Annotated in this window: 16 protein-coding genes, 1 other RNA gene and 1 pseudogene; 13 read left to right on the top strand and 5 right to left on the bottom strand. The window is 60.1% G+C overall.

Features of this window, described 5'->3' with window-relative positions:
• Nucleotide 1 precedes the first annotated feature (1 nt).
• Nucleotides 2-481, bottom strand: a complete 480-nt coding sequence (locus DDE77_RS06065) for an SspB family protein (protein ID WP_108396537.1) — start codon at nucleotides 479-481, stop codon at nucleotides 2-4.
• Between the two features lie 107 nt (nucleotides 482-588).
• Nucleotides 589-947, bottom strand: a transfer-messenger RNA (tmRNA) gene (ssrA, locus tag DDE77_RS06060).
• Nucleotides 948-1,041: 94 nt separating this feature from the next.
• Here ssrA and DDE77_RS06055 point away from each other — a divergent pair.
• From DDE77_RS06055 to hflC, 6 genes and pseudogenes are all read left to right on the top strand, one after another.
• A complete protein-coding gene (locus tag DDE77_RS06055) occupies nucleotides 1,042-1,836 on the top strand; it encodes a thymidylate synthase (RefSeq protein WP_108396536.1) in 795 nt (264 codons plus the stop codon).
• Nucleotides 1,837-1,916: 80 nt separating this feature from the next.
• On the top strand, nucleotides 1,917-2,927 hold the full coding sequence (locus DDE77_RS06050; protein ID WP_108396535.1) for a DUF4424 domain-containing protein: 1,011 nt from the start codon (nucleotides 1,917-1,919) through the stop codon (nucleotides 2,925-2,927).
• Entirely contained in the window at nucleotides 2,924-3,403 is a 480-nt protein-coding gene (locus DDE77_RS06045; protein WP_108396534.1) for a GNAT family N-acetyltransferase, read from the top strand. The genes DDE77_RS06050 and DDE77_RS06045 overlap by 4 nt, the downstream gene beginning before the upstream one ends.
• Nucleotides 3,400-3,915, top strand: coding sequence for a dihydrofolate reductase (locus DDE77_RS06040; protein WP_108396533.1), 516 nt, complete (start codon nucleotides 3,400-3,402; stop codon nucleotides 3,913-3,915). Before DDE77_RS06045 ends, DDE77_RS06040 begins: the two co-directional genes overlap by 4 nt.
• Nucleotides 3,916-3,984: 69 nt before the next feature.
• Nucleotides 3,985-5,118: an FtsH protease activity modulator HflK gene (gene hflK / locus DDE77_RS06035; protein ID WP_108396532.1), complete on the top strand. Its 1,134-nt coding sequence runs from the start codon at nucleotides 3,985-3,987 to the stop codon at nucleotides 5,116-5,118.
• Nucleotides 5,119-5,121: 3 nt separating this feature from the next.
• Nucleotides 5,122-6,057, top strand: a pseudogene (gene hflC, locus DDE77_RS06030) (protease modulator HflC); the annotation flags it as partial.
• Nucleotides 6,058-6,322: 265 nt separating this feature from the next.
• On the opposite strand, the gene serB reads toward hflC, so the two are convergent.
• Nucleotides 6,323-7,195: a phosphoserine phosphatase SerB gene (serB, locus tag DDE77_RS06025; protein WP_108396530.1), complete on the bottom strand. Its 873-nt coding sequence runs from the start codon at nucleotides 7,193-7,195 to the stop codon at nucleotides 6,323-6,325.
• Nucleotides 7,196-7,219: 24 nt separating this feature from the next.
• Between serB and miaA the strand changes: the two genes are divergently transcribed.
• On the top strand, nucleotides 7,220-8,095 hold the full coding sequence (gene miaA, locus DDE77_RS06020; RefSeq protein WP_108396529.1) for a tRNA (adenosine(37)-N6)-dimethylallyltransferase MiaA: 876 nt from the start codon (nucleotides 7,220-7,222) through the stop codon (nucleotides 8,093-8,095).
• A 4-nt stretch (nucleotides 8,096-8,099) separates the two neighbouring features.
• Here the strand turns inward: miaA and DDE77_RS06015 are convergent, their stop codons facing one another.
• On the bottom strand, nucleotides 8,100-9,512 hold the full coding sequence (locus DDE77_RS06015; protein WP_108396528.1) for an MATE family efflux transporter: 1,413 nt from the start codon (nucleotides 9,510-9,512) through the stop codon (nucleotides 8,100-8,102).
• A 57-nt stretch (nucleotides 9,513-9,569) separates the two neighbouring features.
• Between DDE77_RS06015 and DDE77_RS06010 the strand changes: the two genes are divergently transcribed.
• The 4 genes from DDE77_RS06010 to DDE77_RS05995 all read left to right on the top strand — a co-directional run bounded on the left by DDE77_RS06010 (nucleotide 9,570) and on the right by DDE77_RS05995 (nucleotide 11,414).
• Nucleotides 9,570-9,959: a DUF423 domain-containing protein gene (locus tag DDE77_RS06010; RefSeq protein ID WP_108396527.1), complete on the top strand. Its 390-nt coding sequence runs from the start codon at nucleotides 9,570-9,572 to the stop codon at nucleotides 9,957-9,959.
• Nucleotides 9,960-10,042: 83 nt separating this feature from the next.
• Nucleotides 10,043-10,315 carry a glycine zipper domain-containing protein gene (locus tag DDE77_RS06005; protein ID WP_108396526.1) on the top strand — a complete coding sequence of 91 codons (273 nt, stop codon included), beginning with the start codon at nucleotides 10,043-10,045 and terminating at the stop codon, nucleotides 10,313-10,315.
• Between the two features lie 287 nt (nucleotides 10,316-10,602).
• On the top strand, nucleotides 10,603-10,818 hold the full coding sequence (locus tag DDE77_RS06000; protein WP_035101027.1) for a cold-shock protein: 216 nt from the start codon (nucleotides 10,603-10,605) through the stop codon (nucleotides 10,816-10,818).
• A 131-nt stretch (nucleotides 10,819-10,949) separates the two neighbouring features.
• Nucleotides 10,950-11,414 (top strand): NUDIX hydrolase, encoded by a 465-nt coding sequence (locus tag DDE77_RS05995; RefSeq protein ID WP_108396525.1) that lies wholly within the window; start codon nucleotides 10,950-10,952, stop codon nucleotides 11,412-11,414.
• Here the strand turns inward: DDE77_RS05995 and DDE77_RS05990 are convergent.
• A complete protein-coding gene (locus DDE77_RS05990; RefSeq protein ID WP_108396524.1) occupies nucleotides 11,411-12,913 on the bottom strand; it encodes an inorganic phosphate transporter in 1,503 nt (500 codons plus the stop codon). The two genes, DDE77_RS05995 and DDE77_RS05990, sit on opposite strands and share 4 nt — an antisense overlap.
• Nucleotides 12,914-13,498: 585 nt before the next feature.
• Between DDE77_RS05990 and DDE77_RS05985 the strand changes: the two genes are divergently transcribed.
• Together DDE77_RS05985 and ilvN are read left to right on the top strand one after the other, a co-directional pair.
• A complete protein-coding gene (locus DDE77_RS05985) occupies nucleotides 13,499-15,268 on the top strand; it encodes an acetolactate synthase 3 large subunit (protein ID WP_108396523.1) in 1,770 nt (589 codons plus the stop codon).
• Nucleotides 15,269-15,289: 21 nt separating this feature from the next.
• Entirely contained in the window at nucleotides 15,290-15,844 is a 555-nt protein-coding gene (gene ilvN, locus DDE77_RS05980; RefSeq protein ID WP_108396522.1) for an acetolactate synthase small subunit, read from the top strand.
• Nucleotides 15,845-15,863: the final 19 nt, after the last annotated feature.

Below are 15,863 nucleotides of genomic sequence, written 5' to 3'. Positions count from 1 at the left end.
ACTACGGCTTCTTGCGGAAAGCGTCGAGGCTGATGACCTTTTCGCCCGGCTTGTCTTCTTCGCTCGAAGCGGTCGCCAGAACGGCCTTGTCGGCCTCGGCTTCTACGGCCGAGGAGCTGGCCGCAGTGGCGGGATCGAATTGCAGGCCGAACTGCACTGAAGGATCGAAAAAGCCCTTCACAGCCGAGAAGGGGATCACCAGCGTTTCGGGGATGCCGTCAAACGACAGCCCTACCTCGAAAGCGGTCTCGGTGACCTTGAGGTCCCAATATTGGTTCTGGATGACGATGGTCATTTCCTTGTCGTATTGCCCGAGCAATTTCTCGCTCAGCCGAACGCCGGGGGCGCGGGTCACAAAGGAAATAAAGAAGTGGTGCTCGCCGGGCAGGCCAGTCTTGGCAACTTCGGCCAATACCTTGCGCACGACGCCGCGCAGGGCTTCCTGGGCGAGAATGTCGTAGCGCATATGGTCTTCGGCCATGGGTCACAGTCCGGTCAGATTAAAACGAATCCCGAATGGCCCATATCAGCCCTACGTTCCAAGGAAATTCAAGGATAAAGGGGCCAAGCAAGCAAGATTGAAGAGAAGGTGCAGGCTTCTGTTGCCAGGTGCCTGCGGACCCCGCCTGTCAGCCGGCTAGGGCTGGAGGACTTAGATTCCCAGAGCTAGCGCTGCTTACGCAGCGAGAGCGACTGGAGCCTTATGGTTGTCATTTGCAACTATAAGTTTCGGACCGATAACGGTGGTACCTCACCGAGCAAAAGCACACCCTTTACGCCCTCGTCGATCCTGTTTCGCCCCCATTGGCTGCCCGGCCAGGCCGGTAAAATGGTGGAGGCGCCGGGTACTGCCCCCGGGTCCGAAAGGTTTATTACGATGACAGTTTATTGCCATAGCTCTTGCGAGCCCTCCCTATATAAGGGCCGCGCGCGCGGATGCAAATGGCTCGGGCACAAAAAGCGCCCATAAATCAGCAGAACTTGTGGTGGAACCGCAGGGATTTGCTTCACCGCCTGCCGAATCGAATTACAGCTTGCCCCATGCAGCCCTATTTGAAGCTTCTCTCCGATATTCTCGAGCACGGGGTCGACAAGTCCGACCGCACCGGCACGGGCACGCGCAGCCTATTTGGCTACCAGATGCGATTTGATCTGGCCAAGGGCTTTCCCTTGCTGACCACCAAGAAGCTGCATCTGAAATCCATCATTTATGAACTCCTCTGGTTCATCCGCGGGGAAACCAATGTGCGCTGGCTTCAGGAGCGCGGCGTAAAGATCTGGGATGAATGGGCCGACGAGAATGGCGATCTGGGACCGGTCTACGGCTCGCAATGGCGCAGCTGGCCAGCGCCGGACGGCCGGCAGATCGACCAGCTGGCCAATGTGATCGAGTCCATCAAGACCAAGCCGGATTCACGACGCCATATCGTGAGTGCTTGGAACCCGGCGGAAGTGGACGACATGGCGCTGCCGCCATGCCATTGCCTATTCCAGTTCTATGTCGCCAATGGCAAGCTCAGTTGTCAGCTCTACCAGCGCTCGGCCGATAGCTTCCTTGGCGTCCCGTTCAACATTGCCTCTTATGCCCTGCTCACCCACATGATTGCGCAGGTGACGGGTCTGGAGCCCGGTGACTTCGTCCATAGCTTTGGCGATGTGCACCTCTATTCCAACCATTTCGAGCAGGCCAAGCTGCAGCTCACGCGTGAGCCACGTCCCTTGCCCAGGCTCCAGATCAACCCGGCCATTCGCTCGATCGAAGACTTCACCTTCGAAGATTTCGAATTCATCGGCTACGACCCGCACCCGCACATCAAGGCGCCGGTTTCTGTCTAGCTGCCTTCCACAAGAACCGGCTAGATAAGATCAAAATCAGCGCTGGCTCGCACGCCCTAGAGCCGGCGGAGGGAAACTAAATGAAGTCTCTTGCAGTACTCGGCCTTCTGCTGGCCGCCAGCGTTCCTGTTCTCGCCAATGACACGTCGGCTGTGCTGACGACGGGCGGGCTCCAGTTCGTCATCAATGATAAGATCGTCATGGAAAGCGAGGAGCTTTTCATCTCGGCGGACGAGATTCAGGTCGTCTATCAGTTCCGCAATGAAACGGCGGAAGACCAGAACGTGCTTGTGGCCTTTCCCATGCCCGATCTCGTGCCGGACTTCCACGCGATCGTGTCTTTTCCAACCGGGCCGGACGACAATCTTTTCGAGTTCCAGACCACGTTCAACGGCGAACCCGTGGACGCCCAATTGCACGAATATGCTTTCGCCCTGGGTGTGGATCGTACGGACGTCATAAAGGAGCTCGGCTTGCCAGTGGTGTCCTTCACCGACAAGGCCAATGACGCTGTCAATGCTTTGAGCGACGACGACAAGGCGCGTTTGCTGCATCTGGGCATGCTTTCCATCGACGAGTTCGATGAGGGAAGCGGCTGGGAGAGCCAGGTCTACCCGTTGTGGACTTATCGGGCCGCCTATACCTGGGAAGCCAGCTTTCCTGCTGGCGAAACCGTGACGGTTGAGCATCGCTACAAGCCCAGCGTTGGCGGCACCACCGGCGTCAGTTTCCTGTACGAGCCATCCGAAGGGCATGACTTTGCCAGCGAGTACAAAACCAAGTACTGCATGGACGAGGCTTTCATATCCGCTGTGCGCAAGACCCTGGCCAACCCTGATGAGCCCTGGAGTGCGCCGTTCTCCGAGAGCTGGATTTCCTATGTCCTGACCACCGGCGGGAACTGGAGCGGCGGCGCCATCGAGCGCTTCCGGCTCGTTGTGGACAAAGGCAGCCCCGACAATCTGGTTTCGTTTTGCGGCGAGGACGTCACCAAGATTGGGCCAACCACATTCGAAATGGTGAAGACCGATTTCTGGCCAGCGCGAGACCTGGAAATCCTGGTCCTGAACCGGCTGCCGGATCCTCAATGAGCCTCAACATTCGTCCCGCGATAAGGGAGGATGCTGCTCTCATCCTCCGCTTCATCAAGGATCTGGCGGCGTACGAAAAGCTGAGCCACGAGGTGCGGGCCAGCGAAGCCGACATCGTGCGGGACCTGTTCGGTCCCAAGCCCAAGGTCTTTTGCGATATTGCCGAATGGGACGGGGCGCCAGTAGGCTTTGCGCTTTGGTTCTACACCTATTCAACCTTCCAGGGCCGGCACGGCATCTGGCTGGAGGACTTGTTTGTGGATCCGTCCCTGCGCGGCAAGGGTATCGGCAAGGCTTTGCTGGTTCACCTTGCCCAGCGCTGCGGTAATGAAAAGCTCGGCCGGTTCGAATGGTGGGTGCTTGACTGGAATGAGCCTTCCATCAAGTTCTATCTTTCGCAGGGCGGCGTCTTGCAGGACGCGTGGACAAAGGTGCGTATCGAGGGCGAAGCGCTCTCCAAGCTGGGTGCAGCATGATGGTCAAGCTGTCGATGATTGCGGCTGTCGCCGAGAATGGTGTTATCGGTAGCGGGCAGGCCATGCCGTGGCATATCCCATCCGATTTCGCTTTCTTCAAGCGCACCACACTGGGCAAGCCCATCATCATGGGCCGCAAGCAGTTCGAAACGGTGGGCAAGCCCTTGCCCGGTCGGACCAATATTCTTGTTACGCGACAAGAGCGTTACCAGCCTGATGGTGTGCACGTCTTTTCCAGTGTCGAGCAGGCGCTGGAAAAGGCTATTGCGGTTGCGCAAAGCGATGGCGTCGACGAGGTCATGGTTATCGGTGGCGGCGATGTATATGCCCAGTTGATGGATCGGGCAGAGCGCCTCTACATCAGTCATGTCGACCTTTCCCCGGCCGGCGATGTTTATTTCCCGTCCATAGATCCTACGCGTTGGGCGGTGGTCGATCTGCCCGATGTTGAGCCGCATCCAAAGGATCAAGCCACCTACCGCGTCAAAGTGTACGAGCGGCGCAAGGCTTGAGCGCATTGATCGCGCGGAGTGCTTGCCTATATATGGCTCAACGAAACGAAATAGACTGAAAGGGACGCGATGCCGTGGGAGAGTAACGGAGGCGGGGGTGGCCGCAATAATAATGGCGGCCCCTGGGGGCAAGCGCCCGGTGGCGGTGGTGGTGGACCGCGTCGGCCCGGCGGCGGAAACACGCCCAACCTCGAGGATATTCTCAACCGCGGCCGCGATCAATTCCGCGGCGGGTTTCCCGGTGGCCGCTGGGCCATCATTGGTGGCGTGCTGGCGCTTGGGGCCTTTTGGGCGCTGAATTCGGTTTACACCATCAGCTCGAGTGAAGTCGGCGTCGAGCTGCGCTTCGGCACGCCCAAGCCCGAACTCTCGGGCGAAGGGCTCCATTTCCACCTTTGGCCGATTGAAACGGTTGAGCGCGTTCCCTTGACGCTGAACCAGACCCAGATCGGCAACGCATCTCCCGCCACCAACACCTCCAATCGCAATGCCGGCGCTGCCAGCGATGGCATGATGCTGTCGGGCGACCAGAACATTGTGAGCGTGCAGTTCTCGGTCTTCTGGGCGATCAACGACCCTATCGCTTACTTGTTCAACGTTCGCGACCAGGAAGCCATGATCCGCTACGCGTCAGAGAGCGCGATGCGCGAAGTGGTGGGCCGCCGTCCGGCGCAGGAAGTTTATAGTGACGACCGCGCGGGCATTCAGAACGAAGTTCTCGAGATTATCCGCACCGTGCTCGACAGTTACGGACTTGGCGTGAACGTAACGCAGGTTTTGATCGAAAACGCCGGGCCTCCGGCTGAAGTGATCGACGCCTTCAACGAAGTGCAGCGTGCCCGCCAGGATGAAACGCGCCTGCAGGAAGAAGCGCGCTCCTATGCCAACACCCTGTTGGGTGATGCCCGCGGACGAGCGGCGGCGTTGCGCGAAGACGCGGCTGCCTACACCAACCGAGTTGTGCAGGAAGCAACAGGTGAGGCCGAGCGCTTCAATTCCATCTATGCCGAATACGTCAACTCCCCCGAGGTGACACGCAAGCGGCTGTTCCTTGAAACAATGGAACAGGTTCTGGGTGAATCCCAGAAGGTCCTGGTCGAAAACGGGGCCGGCGCCCAGGGCGTCTTGCCCTATCTGCCGCTGCCCGAACTTCGCGCTGGCACCGTCGCGCCTGCGACTCACTCCACGTCGACGGGGAACTAACCGATGCAAAACCGTTTGATTATCATCGGCGTCGTCATCATTGCTGCGCTCTACGTCTTCTTCTCGTCGATCTACGTCGTCAACGAGCGTGAACAGGCGATCGTCACCCGCTTCGGCCAGATCACCGATATACGGACCGATCCGGGCATCTACTTCAAGATCCCGACCGACTTCGTTGATCGCGTTCAGATCATCGAAGACCGTCTCCTGCGCTATGACATTGCCAATATGCGCGTGCAGGTATCCGGTAACGCCTTCTACCAGGTCGACGCTTTCCTCACCTATCGCATTGCCGACGCTCGCCTGTTCCGGCAGCGTGCAACAGGCCAGCTTTCGGTCGTTGAAGATCGCATTGGCGCCAACCTCGACTCGGCCCTGCGCCAGGTCTATGCGGCACGCGAATTCAACGCGGCGCTGTCTGACCAGCGCGCCCAGATGATGCAGGAAACCCGCGATCTTATTCGTCCGGACCTTGCAGAACTCGGCATTGATGTCGTTGACGTCCGTATCCTGCGCACTGACCTGGACCAGGACGTGTCGGCCACCACGTTTGAACGCATGCGGGCAGAACGTCTCGCTGAAGCCGCACTGCTGCGTGCCCGTGGCCAGGAGCAGGCACAAAGCCTACGCGCTATCGCTGATCGCCAGGCGGTGGAAATCGTCGCCGCGGCAACCCGTGATGCTGAAATCATCCGTGGTACGGGCGATGCTGAACGGAACCGCTTGTTTGCTGCCGCTTACGGCCAGGACCGGGAATTCTTCGAATTCTACCGCTCCATGGAAGCGTATCGGACATCGATGCGCGGCGAGAACACGACGCTCGTTCTATCGCCCGAGAGCGCGTTCTTCAGCTATTTCGGCTCGGGCGGGGAACTGCCTCCGGCTAACCCCAACCTCGCACCGCCCATCAACCCGCCCGCGGCGCCTCCGGCACCAGCCGCAGCGCCGAACGAACCGGCTTTGGATGGGCTTGGCATCGAGGACACCACTGCTCCCACGCTGACGCTCGAGGATGGCTCGCAACTGGCACCAACAGTGGGGACGGAAGTTCCCGCGCCTGCCGAGGCACCGCCAGCGGCTCCGGTACCGGCCCCAGCTACGCAGCCTGCGCCGTCACCGGCTCCAGCGGAACCCGCTCCGGCGACCCCTTAAGAGTTCCAAGAACTGCAATCATCAAGCCGGCGCCATGCGCCGGCTTTTCCTTTTAGCGGACGATTTCTTCGTCGCTAAAGCCTTGCAGGTAGAGCAAAGCGGTCAGATCTCCATGATCGATCCGAATGGAGGCTTCTGCACCAACGGCGGGCTTGGCATGCATGGCTACCCCAAAGCCGGCTATGCGGATCATGTCGAGATCGTTCGCGCCATCGCCTACAGCCATGGTCTGGCTAAGCGGAATCTGGCGCTCGGCGGCCAAGGCCATCAGCCGGTCACGCTTGGTGTTCTTGTCCACAATCGGCTTCTGCACCGTTCCGGTCAGCCGCTCGCCATCGAACTCAAGGACATTGGCGACGGCTTCATCAAAACCAATGCGTTTGGCGAAATAGTCCGCGAAAAATGTGAACCCGCCGGACACAAGGGAGGTGTAGGCGCCATAGGCTTTCATGGTCTGCACCAAGGCGCGGCCGCCGGGCATAAGCGTGATCTGTTCACGCCTAACTTCTTCGATCACCTTGCGCTCCAGGCCCTTGAGCAGCGCCACCCGGGTGTCGAGCGCCTGGCCGAAATCCAGTTCGCCGCGCATGGCGCGATCGGTGATCTCGGCTACTTGATCCTTGATGCCCAGGGCCGCTGCGAGCTCGTCGATGCACTCCTGCTCGATCATGGTTGAGTCCATGTCGGCAACCAGGATCTGCTTGCGCCTTCCTTCGCTGGGCACAAGGGCCGCATCGACGCGCCGTGCACCGATGATCTCTCGTGCGAGGGCCAGCGCATCTGTTGACTTCGGCTCGATGATCTCGCAGGCAATGGCGTGGTTGAGCCAGTTCAACTCGCCACCCGTCTGCTTGAGTACGGCGGCGGCAAGATCAGGATCGAGTTCGGAGTCAAAGGGATTGGCGATCAGGCAAAGAACCGGCATAGGCAAGCCTCAAAGGGGAAACGCGTGACGTACCGCAGGCGTGCGGTGCTGATAGCGGGTCCCACCGCGAGCGGCAAGTCGGCCCTTGCCCTGGAACTGGCGCGCGCCCAAAACGGCATAATCGTCAATGCCGACGCCATGCAGGTCTACGACGTGCTGCAGGTCGTCACGGCGCGCCCAGCAGACAAGGATATGGCGCTGGCCGAGCATCGTCTTTACGGCCATGTCGATCCGGCAATCCGGTATTCAACCGGCCAATGGCTTGCTGCCACCAAGGATGTGATGGCTGCAACGCCTCCTGGGCGCCCGCTGATCTTTGTTGGCGGAACCGGCCTTTACTTTGACGCGCTGCTCAACGGCTTTGCCGATATTCCGCAGGTACCCGAAGAGGTTACGCTTCAAGTTCAACAAGAGATTCAAGCGCTGGACGGCGCGGGGCGCTTGGCATTGCTACAGCGCGAGGACGCGGCAACAGCGGCGAGGCTCGGAGTGGCCGACCCGCAACGACTGGTCCGCGCACTTGCGGTCAAGCGCGTTACCGGGCGGCTCCTGTCGAGCTTTCAGGACGATCAGCAGGCAGGATTGCTGGAGGGGTTCGCGGTGGAGCGTATGGTCCTTGGTCCGGATCGGCAGGTTTTGCGCGACCGTATCGCCAGGCGCTTCGAAGCCATGTTTGCCGGGGGCGCTATCGAGGAGGTCTCCACCCTGCGTTCGCTGCAGCTCGATCCCAGCCTGCCTGTCATGAAGGCGATCGGGGTACGCGAGATCGGGGCCTGGCTCGATGGGCAACTCAGCCGCGAAGAGGCGATCAGCCGGGCGACCATTGCGACCCATCAATATGCCAAGCGGCAACGAACCTGGTTTCGCAATCGCTTCGGTGACTGGCCACGAAACACTTAAGCGATCATCGAGGTCTGAGCAGCCCCAGCCTTTCGCGCATGGCAAAGCGTATGACTAGCACCACCGCCACAAAGGTGAGACCGGCTGCGAGGCCGATCCAGATGCCTACGCCGCGCCAGTTGGCAGCGAATCCCAAGCCATAGGCAATAGGCAGGCCAACGGCCCAATAGCCGAATATGGCCACCATCATCGGCACCTTGGTGTCGCTCAATCCGCGTAGGGCATGAGCCGCCACGACCTGGGCGCCATCAACCAGCTGGAAAACGCCCGCTACCACCAGGAACGTCGCGGCTAGCGCCACGGCATTGCTGTTGGCCACATTATGAGGATCAAGAAACAGGGCGACGACGCTTGGGCCGGCGGTCAGGAACACTGTGCAGGACAGGACCATGAACCCGGTTCCCAGCGCAAAAGCCGTCCAGCCCGCCTTGCGAATACCTTCCGGATCACCGCGCCCATAAGCCCTGCCGACCCGCACCGTTGCGGCGATGCCGATGCCCATGGGGACCATGAAGGCAAGGGACGCGCATTGCAGGGCAATGGCATGGGCGGCGACTTCATCGGTTCCAAGACGACCCATCAGGATTGCCGCGGCGGTGAAAAGACCCACCTCCGCCAGCACGGTCAGGCCGATCGGCAGGCCCACACTAAAAATCTCGCGAAAGCGCGGCCAGTCCGGCTTCCAGAAGCGTGCAAGGACATGAAAACGCTTCAGTCTGCGATGCCGAACGACATAGAGCATCATCATTGCCAGCATGGCGAAATTGGTGATCAGGGTAGCGGTAGCAGCCCCGCGCAGTTCCATGCGAGGAAAGCCGAAATGGCCAAAGATCAGCACGTAGGCGAGCGCCGCGTTGATCAGGACACCTGCAATGGTGATCACCAGGATAGCCCGCGTCGTATCAAATGCGGAGAGCAAAGAACGAAAGGCCATGAGCCCAATGGCCGGGAAAAGCGACCAGGCAGCAATGTGCATGAATTCCTCGGCCCGCTCGGTCGCCAAGGGGTCTTGCCCTAGCGCCAAATAGATCGGCTTGATCTGCCAGACGATGGGTACGAGCAGGGTGGCGAGCGCAATAGCTGCCCAGCAGCCTTGGCGTACAATCCGCCGGATCGCCTTTATGTCGCGCGCGCCCCGTGCTTGGGCCACAAGTGGCGCGACGGCGCCAACGATGCCGACGCCGGCAACCAGGAACGGCATCAGAAATGTGGTCGCAAGCGTTCCCGCGGCAAGATAGGACGGCCCCAGCCAGCCGAGCAGGATGACGTCAGTTGTATGCAGGGCATTTTGCGCCAATTGCGCCACGACCAAGGGCCAGGCAAGCGCAAAGGTCGCATATAGCTCTTTGGTCCAGCTGGTGTTTGGCGCAATGGTTGAAGCGGCGGCGCCGGGCGCAACCGTGATTTGCTCGTTCATCGGGTGATGTCCTACTCGCAGGACCTTGCTCTAACTCAAACCAGGAAGAGGCGAAAGATGCAGCCAGAGGAGAACCCCACCACGCCTGCGCGACTTGGTGCACGGCATCGCCTGCTGATTGCGGCAGGTGGAATTGCTGGTGCCGTCGGTGTCGCGGCTGCAGCGGCCGGGTCCCATGGCGAAAGCCGAAACCTTTCCGCCATTGCATTGATCTGCCTTGCCCATGGGCCGGCGCTGCTTGCACTGGGGCTTGCCGGAGCAGGCCGATTGTTCTGGTGGAGTGCGATCCTGCTGGCCGGGGGAACCGTCTTGTTTGCAGCAGATCTGGCTGTGCGCGAGTGGATGAACCGCGGGCTCTTTCCGGGCGCTGCGCCATTGGGCGGCATGGGCATGATCGTGGGATGGCTGGCCCTGGTGGTCGCTGCGGCGGCAGGCAAGCGGAATTAGTTCATATTTTGTCAAAAGGCGGCGGGAACCTTCTTGGCGAAAAGGTTGTTCTGTTTCCCGATAGTATCCTTGGAGGGTTCCGAATGCACAAGTTTCTGATCATTGCCGCAACAACGATGTCGCTGGCAGCATGCACCGCAACCGAGCAGGGTGCGGCCATCGGCGCTGGTACCGGTGCCATCGTCGGCGCAGCAACAACCGGTAGCGTGCTGGGCACGGCAGTTGGTGCAGGCGTTGGTGGCGTGGTTGGTGCTGCGGCAGGCAACGTCCTTGGCCGCGCCAGCAACGACAGCAACATCTGCATCTACGAACGCCCGAATGGTTCGCGCTACCGCGACACCTGCCCACGCGGCTAAGAAATTGCAGCATCGCCCCATGCTGCAACGCGCCACCTAGGCGCCATGCACCCGATCCGGAGTCCCTCCTGGATCGGGTGTTTCTTTTTACCCAGTTAACTGACTTGAAATTCGAGCGATTTCGCTGCATATATTTGCCATACGACACTATCTTGCGCTATCTGATCGACCGGAAAAACCGGGAACTTGGCTACCTCCTGATCTGTGAATCGTTAGGCCGGGCTTTTATTGGCTCGTTTTCAACCCTTAGCTGCAATAGCGGCGACCACTACTGAGGACCTCGTTCCATGGCAACCATCACCGGTACCGTCAAATTCTTCAACACCACCAAGGGCTTCGGCTTCATCTCGCCAGAAAACGGTGAAAAGGACGCTTTCGTGCACATTTCTGCCGTTCAGCGTTCGGGCCTGCAGGGCCTCTATGAAGGTGACAAGGTGACCTACGAACTCGAAACCGGCCGTGACGGCAAGGTTTCCGCTACGAACCTGACCCTGCTGAGCTAAGCCTAGCAGCCAGCGTTTCCGAAAGGGCCCCTTGGGGCCCTTTTTTGTTGCCCTGCGCACATCGCGATGCCGGCTCGACAGCTCGGCCTTTGGTGTGCGAAGACCAATTTCCTTTTACAGCGGGAGCCCACATGCTGCGCGGATTTCTGAGCAATTGGAGCCCGAAGGTGGAAACGACACCAGGGATGCGCCAGTCGGGTGCGCTGCCCTATTCGGTAATCGATGGCCGTGTTGTGTTCCTGCTGATTACCTCGCGCCGTACGGGCCGCTGGATATTCCCCAAGGGCGATATCGAGCCAGGCATGACGCCGTGGGAAAGTGCTGCCGTGGAGGCGATGGAAGAGGCCGGCGTATCTGGCCAGATTGCTGTGGACCCTATCGGCAGCTACCGCTCGAGTGCCAGCGTCGATGGATCAAGCCTTGTGGATGTCGATCTTTATCCGCTGCGGGTCGAGACACAGCTGGACGTCTGGAAGGAAATGGATCAGCGCCTGCGGCACTGGGCCGTGTTGCCCGAGGCGCGCCGCCTGCTCAATGACCGGGCCTTGTCGCGTATTGCCGTGCTGCTGCAGGCGAGCCTTCGCTCGGGCAGTTAACCCCCAATCGTCAGGCGCAGCAGCCAGAACAGCACAGCGGCCAAGGCGGCCGACGCCGGCACCGTTATAATCCAGGCAGCCGCAATGCTTGTCACATGCTGACGGCGCACCAGCTTGCGCCGTTCAGTCTTGCGCTCTTTGGAAAGGGCATCCTCGGGCGTCGCGTTCAGGGTTGCCGGGTCCACATGCTTGGCGTGAATAGGAACGGCGCTGAAGTCGAGGTCCTTGCGGGAATAATATTCACGCAGAAAGCCAACGCCGAAAATACCGCCCACGGCGATGTGGGTGGAGGAAACCGGCAGGCCCAGGGCCGATGCCGCCAGCACTGTGATCGCGGCTGAGAGCGCTACACAATAGGCCCGGATTTCGTTGAGCTTGGTGATCTGTTCGCCCACCGTGCGGATCAGGCGCGGTCCGAATAGCCAGAGGCCAAGCGAAATGCCGATAGCGCCAATCGCCAGCACCCAGAAGGGCAGGGCGATATTGGAGCTCGACGCGTCGCCCGACTGGAGCGTCGTCACAATGGCTGCAAAAGGGCCTACCGCATTGGCAACGTCGTTGGCACCATGGGCAAAGCTCAAGAGGGCCGCCGCGACGACGAGGGGCAGGCGAAACAGCGCCGCCACATGCTTCTTGCGGTTCTCCATTCCCATAGACTGCCGGCGCACCAGCGGCATCGCGCCAATCCAGCCAAGGGCAGTGAAGCCGATGCCAAGCGCGATCACCACAGGCATTCCGGGCTTCCAAATGCGGCTGAACCCCTTGGTGGCCATGTACATGGCGAAAACACCAGTCATGCCCGCCACCAGGACTGGTACCCAGACGCGTGCCGCCGAGACCTTGTCGATGCGATCCGTGATGGTTTGCTTGATTAATGAGAGCAGCAGGGCGGCCGCCAATCCGCCCAGCACAGGTGAAATGACCCAGCTTGCAGCGATTGTCCCCACGGTCGTCCAGGCGACACTTGTCCAGCCTGCGGCGGCGACACCGGCCCCCACTACACCGCCGACCACCGCATGAGTGGTTGATACCGGCGCACCGATATAGGTGGCGAGATTGACCCAAAGCGCCGAGGCCAGCAGCGCGGCCATCATCAGCAGCACGAAAGTGCTCGCCTCGATGCTGTCGCTGGTGAGCAGATCGCGCGCGACCGTGTTCACCACATCGCCCCCGGCGAGGATTGCGCCGGCGGCTTCGAAGATGGCAGCGATCACCAGGGCACCGCCCATGGTCAGCGCCTTGGAGCCAACCGCTGGGCCCATATTGTTCGCGACGTCATTGGCGCCGACATTGAGCGCCATGTAGCCAGCTATCGCCGCAGCAATAACCACCAAGAAGCTCATCGGACCGTCGGCCACGACGAAGCTTGCCCACACAGCTGCAAGCAGCAGGAAGACCAGTGCTATGCCGGGGGCCGCAAGCGTGCGGGCCAAATCATGCGTTGCCGATTCCAGCCCGGCTACACGCTGCAGGTCCTTGTCGAGGGCACTCTTGGACATATGTCATCTAACCGTCACATACTAAACACCTGCGCCAATAGCATCCTCCGCGCCAATGACCATCCTCTTCGGTGATCATTTGCGGCTTTGGTGGTGTTTTCTTGAGGTGACGTGACTGCAGGGAGACTCTGCGGCGCAGAAAGCTCAGCGGGCTTTGTGCCGCTGCAAATCGTAGCTCACCGCAAAAATCAGAACGACTGCGACAACGCACGAAACTGCGAGCATTTCAGGGACCCATTGGTGTTGATCCGGACAATCAATCACGACCGGCTTACCGCCTCGTTAGGATTTTAAGTTAATGCCGTCCAACACGCAGGCGTCATTGATCACAATCATGAGTTCAGGCGCCCCTTGACACCTGAACCTGCTTGCTCCTATCAATGCGGCCGATAATTTTGGTTTGGAGCGGTCCTGTGCGGGCACTCATTCTCGTAGTACGTAGGCGCATCGGCACCGTGGGATAAGATCCCGCGCGATAGCTGGTGCGCCGAAAACAAGGTCCCGAACGGGGCCTTTTTTATTGCCCGGTTTTCGCTTCGTCGAGATTGGGCCCCGAACAGGAAGACCTAGGGAAGGACTAGAACAATGGCCGAGAAGATGACCGGCGCGGAAATGGTGATCCAAGCGCTGACCGATCAGGGCGTAGAGCACATCTTTGGCTATCCGGGCGGCGCGGCCTTGCCGATCTATGACGCGATGTTCCAGCAGGATTTCGTGCAGCATATTCTTGTTCGGCACGAGCAGGGCGCGACGCATATGGCCGAGGGCTATGCCCGCTCCACTGGCAAGCCTGGCGTGGTCCTGGTGACCTCGGGCCCCGGCGCCACCAATGCGGTTACCGGTCTTACCGATGCCCTAATGGACTCCATCCCCCTGGTCTGCATCACGGCTCAGGTGCCCACTACATTGATCGGCTCGGACGCCTTCCAGGAATGCGACACGGTCGGTATTACCCGCTCCTGCACAAAGTACAATTACCTCGTTAAGCGCGTGGAAGACCTACCGCGTATCATGCACGAGGCCTTCCTGATCGCGACAACTGGCCGTCCAGGCCCGGTGGTGATCGACATCCCCAAAGACGTTCAGTTCGCGGTGGGCGAATACTACAAGCCGGACTCGGTAACCCTGCGCCACCAGAGCTATCGCCCGCAGGTCGATGGCGACGCGGCGGCGATCGAAGCTGCAGTGGATCTTATGCTCAAGGCCGAGCGGCCCATTTTTTATACCGGAGGAGGTGTGATCAATGCCGGCACGGAAGCGTCCGAGCACCTGCGCGAGCTGGCTGAACTAACTGGCTTTCCGGTCACATCAACCCTGATGGGACTTGGCGCCTTCCCCGCCTCTCATCCGCAATGGATGGGCATGCTGGGCATGCACGGCACCTACGAAGCCAATCTTGCGATGCATGATTGCGATGTGATGATCAATATCGGTGCGCGCTTCGATGACCGCATCACCGGCCGCGTCGACGCCTTTTCGCCCAATAGCCGCAAGATCCATGTCGATATCGATCCGTCGTCGATCAACAAGGTGGTGCGCGTGGATGTGCCAATCGTTGGCGATTGTGGTCGTGTGCTGGCCGAAATGGTGCGTGTGTGGCGGAGCAAGACCAACCAGCCCCGCACGGAAGCCATTGCACCATGGTGGGCAGAGATCGCAACATGGCGTGCGGTCAATTCGCTCGGCTACAAGAACTCCGACACCGTGATCAAGCCGCAATATGCAATCGAGCGGCTCTATGAGGCCACTCGCAAGCAAGGCAAGGACGTCTTCATCACCACCGAAGTGGGGCAGCACCAGATGTGGGCTGCGCAGCACTTCCACTTCGATAAGCCCAATCGCTGGATGACCTCAGGTGGCCTGGGCACCATGGGCTATGGCTTGCCTGCCGCCGTGGGCGTACAGGTGGCGCACCCCGATGCGCTGGTCATTGATATCGCCGGCGAAGCCAGTGTGCAGATGACCATGCAGGAGCTCTCGACGGCCGTGCAGTACCGACTGCCGATCAAGATCTTCATCCTCAACAATGAGCGGATGGGCATGGTTCGCCAGTGGCAGGACCTGCTGCATGGCTCGCGCTACGCCCACTCCTATTCGGAGTCGCTGCCTGATTTCGTTAAGCTCGCCGAGGCTTATGGGGGCAAGGGAATCCGCTGCGAGAACCCCGCAGAACTCGATGCGGCCATTGCCGAGATGCTCGACTATGACGGCCCGGTGCTGTTCGACGTGATCGTGGAGAAAGATGAGAACTGCCTCCCCATGATCCCCTCGGGCAAGCCACACAACGAAATCATCCTGCCCGATACCGCCAATATCGGCTCCATCATCGATGAAAAGGGAAGGGCGCTGGTTTAAGCGCTGCGGAGGAACATAACAATGAACGCACATCTGCAGCCGACCGGCTCGGCCTATTTCATCACTAGCGAAACCCAGGAAATCGAGCGGCACACGCTTTCGGTGCTCGTCGACAACGAACCGGGCATCCTCGCCCGCGTCGTGGGTCTTTTCTCTGCTCGCGGCTACAATATCGAGAGCCTGACCGTCAGCGAGACCGAACACGGCCGCCGACTTAGTCGCATCACTGTTGTTGTCACTGCCACGCCCAAGGTGCTGGTGCAGATCAAGCTGCAGCTCGAGCGGCTTGTGCCTGTTCACAAGGTGCATGATCTAACCGCGGAAGGCGCTTCGCTCGAGCGCGAACTGGCCCTGATCAAGGTCGCGGGCTCAGGCGATCACCGCGCCGAGACCCTGCGCCTTGCCGATGCTTTCCGCGCGCAGATCGTGGATGCGACGGTCGAAAGCTTTGTGTTTGAGGTGACCGGCAAGCCTGCCAAGATCGACAGCTTCATCACCCTGATGCAGCCGCTCGGCCTGGTTGAAGTGGTCCGCACCGGCCTGGCCGCTATTTCACGTGGGCCGCAGAGCATGTAAAGCGGGCTAAGGCCCTTCG

This window comes from Devosia submarina (assembly GCF_003056345.1).
Lineage (GTDB): Bacteria > Pseudomonadota > Alphaproteobacteria > Rhizobiales > Devosiaceae > Devosia > Devosia submarina.
This window is presented reverse-complemented; position numbering and strand designations above follow the sequence as displayed.

What these genes read in the sequence shown, in the direction of transcription:
- DDE77_RS05995 (WP_108396525.1), top strand. Translation starts at nt 10,950, where the DNA reads ATGCTGCGCGGATTTCTGAGCAATTGGAGCCCGAAGGTGGAAACGACA.
- DDE77_RS06000 (WP_035101027.1), top strand. Translation starts at nt 10,603, where the DNA reads ATGGCAACCATCACCGGTACCGTCAAATTCTTCAACACCACCAAGGGC.
- hflK (WP_108396532.1), top strand. Translation starts at nt 3,985, where the DNA reads ATGCCGTGGGAGAGTAACGGAGGCGGGGGTGGCCGCAATAATAATGGC.
- DDE77_RS06005 (WP_108396526.1), top strand. Translation starts at nt 10,043, where the DNA reads ATGCACAAGTTTCTGATCATTGCCGCAACAACGATGTCGCTGGCAGCA.
- DDE77_RS06015 (WP_108396528.1), bottom strand. Translation starts at nt 9,512, where the DNA reads ATGAACGAGCAAATCACGGTTGCGCCCGGCGCCGCCGCTTCAACCATT.
- DDE77_RS06050 (WP_108396535.1), top strand. Translation starts at nt 1,917, where the DNA reads ATGAAGTCTCTTGCAGTACTCGGCCTTCTGCTGGCCGCCAGCGTTCCT.
- DDE77_RS06045 (WP_108396534.1), top strand. Translation starts at nt 2,924, where the DNA reads ATGAGCCTCAACATTCGTCCCGCGATAAGGGAGGATGCTGCTCTCATC.
- DDE77_RS06055 (WP_108396536.1), top strand. Translation starts at nt 1,042, where the DNA reads ATGCAGCCCTATTTGAAGCTTCTCTCCGATATTCTCGAGCACGGGGTC.
- DDE77_RS06040 (WP_108396533.1), top strand. Translation starts at nt 3,400, where the DNA reads ATGATGGTCAAGCTGTCGATGATTGCGGCTGTCGCCGAGAATGGTGTT.
- DDE77_RS05990 (WP_108396524.1), bottom strand. Translation starts at nt 12,913, where the DNA reads ATGTCCAAGAGTGCCCTCGACAAGGACCTGCAGCGTGTAGCCGGGCTG.
- serB (WP_108396530.1), bottom strand. Translation starts at nt 7,195, where the DNA reads ATGCCGGTTCTTTGCCTGATCGCCAATCCCTTTGACTCCGAACTCGAT.
- DDE77_RS06065 (WP_108396537.1), bottom strand. Translation starts at nt 481, where the DNA reads ATGGCCGAAGACCATATGCGCTACGACATTCTCGCCCAGGAAGCCCTG.
- DDE77_RS05985 (WP_108396523.1), top strand. Translation starts at nt 13,499, where the DNA reads ATGGCCGAGAAGATGACCGGCGCGGAAATGGTGATCCAAGCGCTGACC.
- DDE77_RS06010 (WP_108396527.1), top strand. Translation starts at nt 9,570, where the DNA reads ATGCAGCCAGAGGAGAACCCCACCACGCCTGCGCGACTTGGTGCACGG.
- ilvN (WP_108396522.1), top strand. Translation starts at nt 15,290, where the DNA reads ATGAACGCACATCTGCAGCCGACCGGCTCGGCCTATTTCATCACTAGC.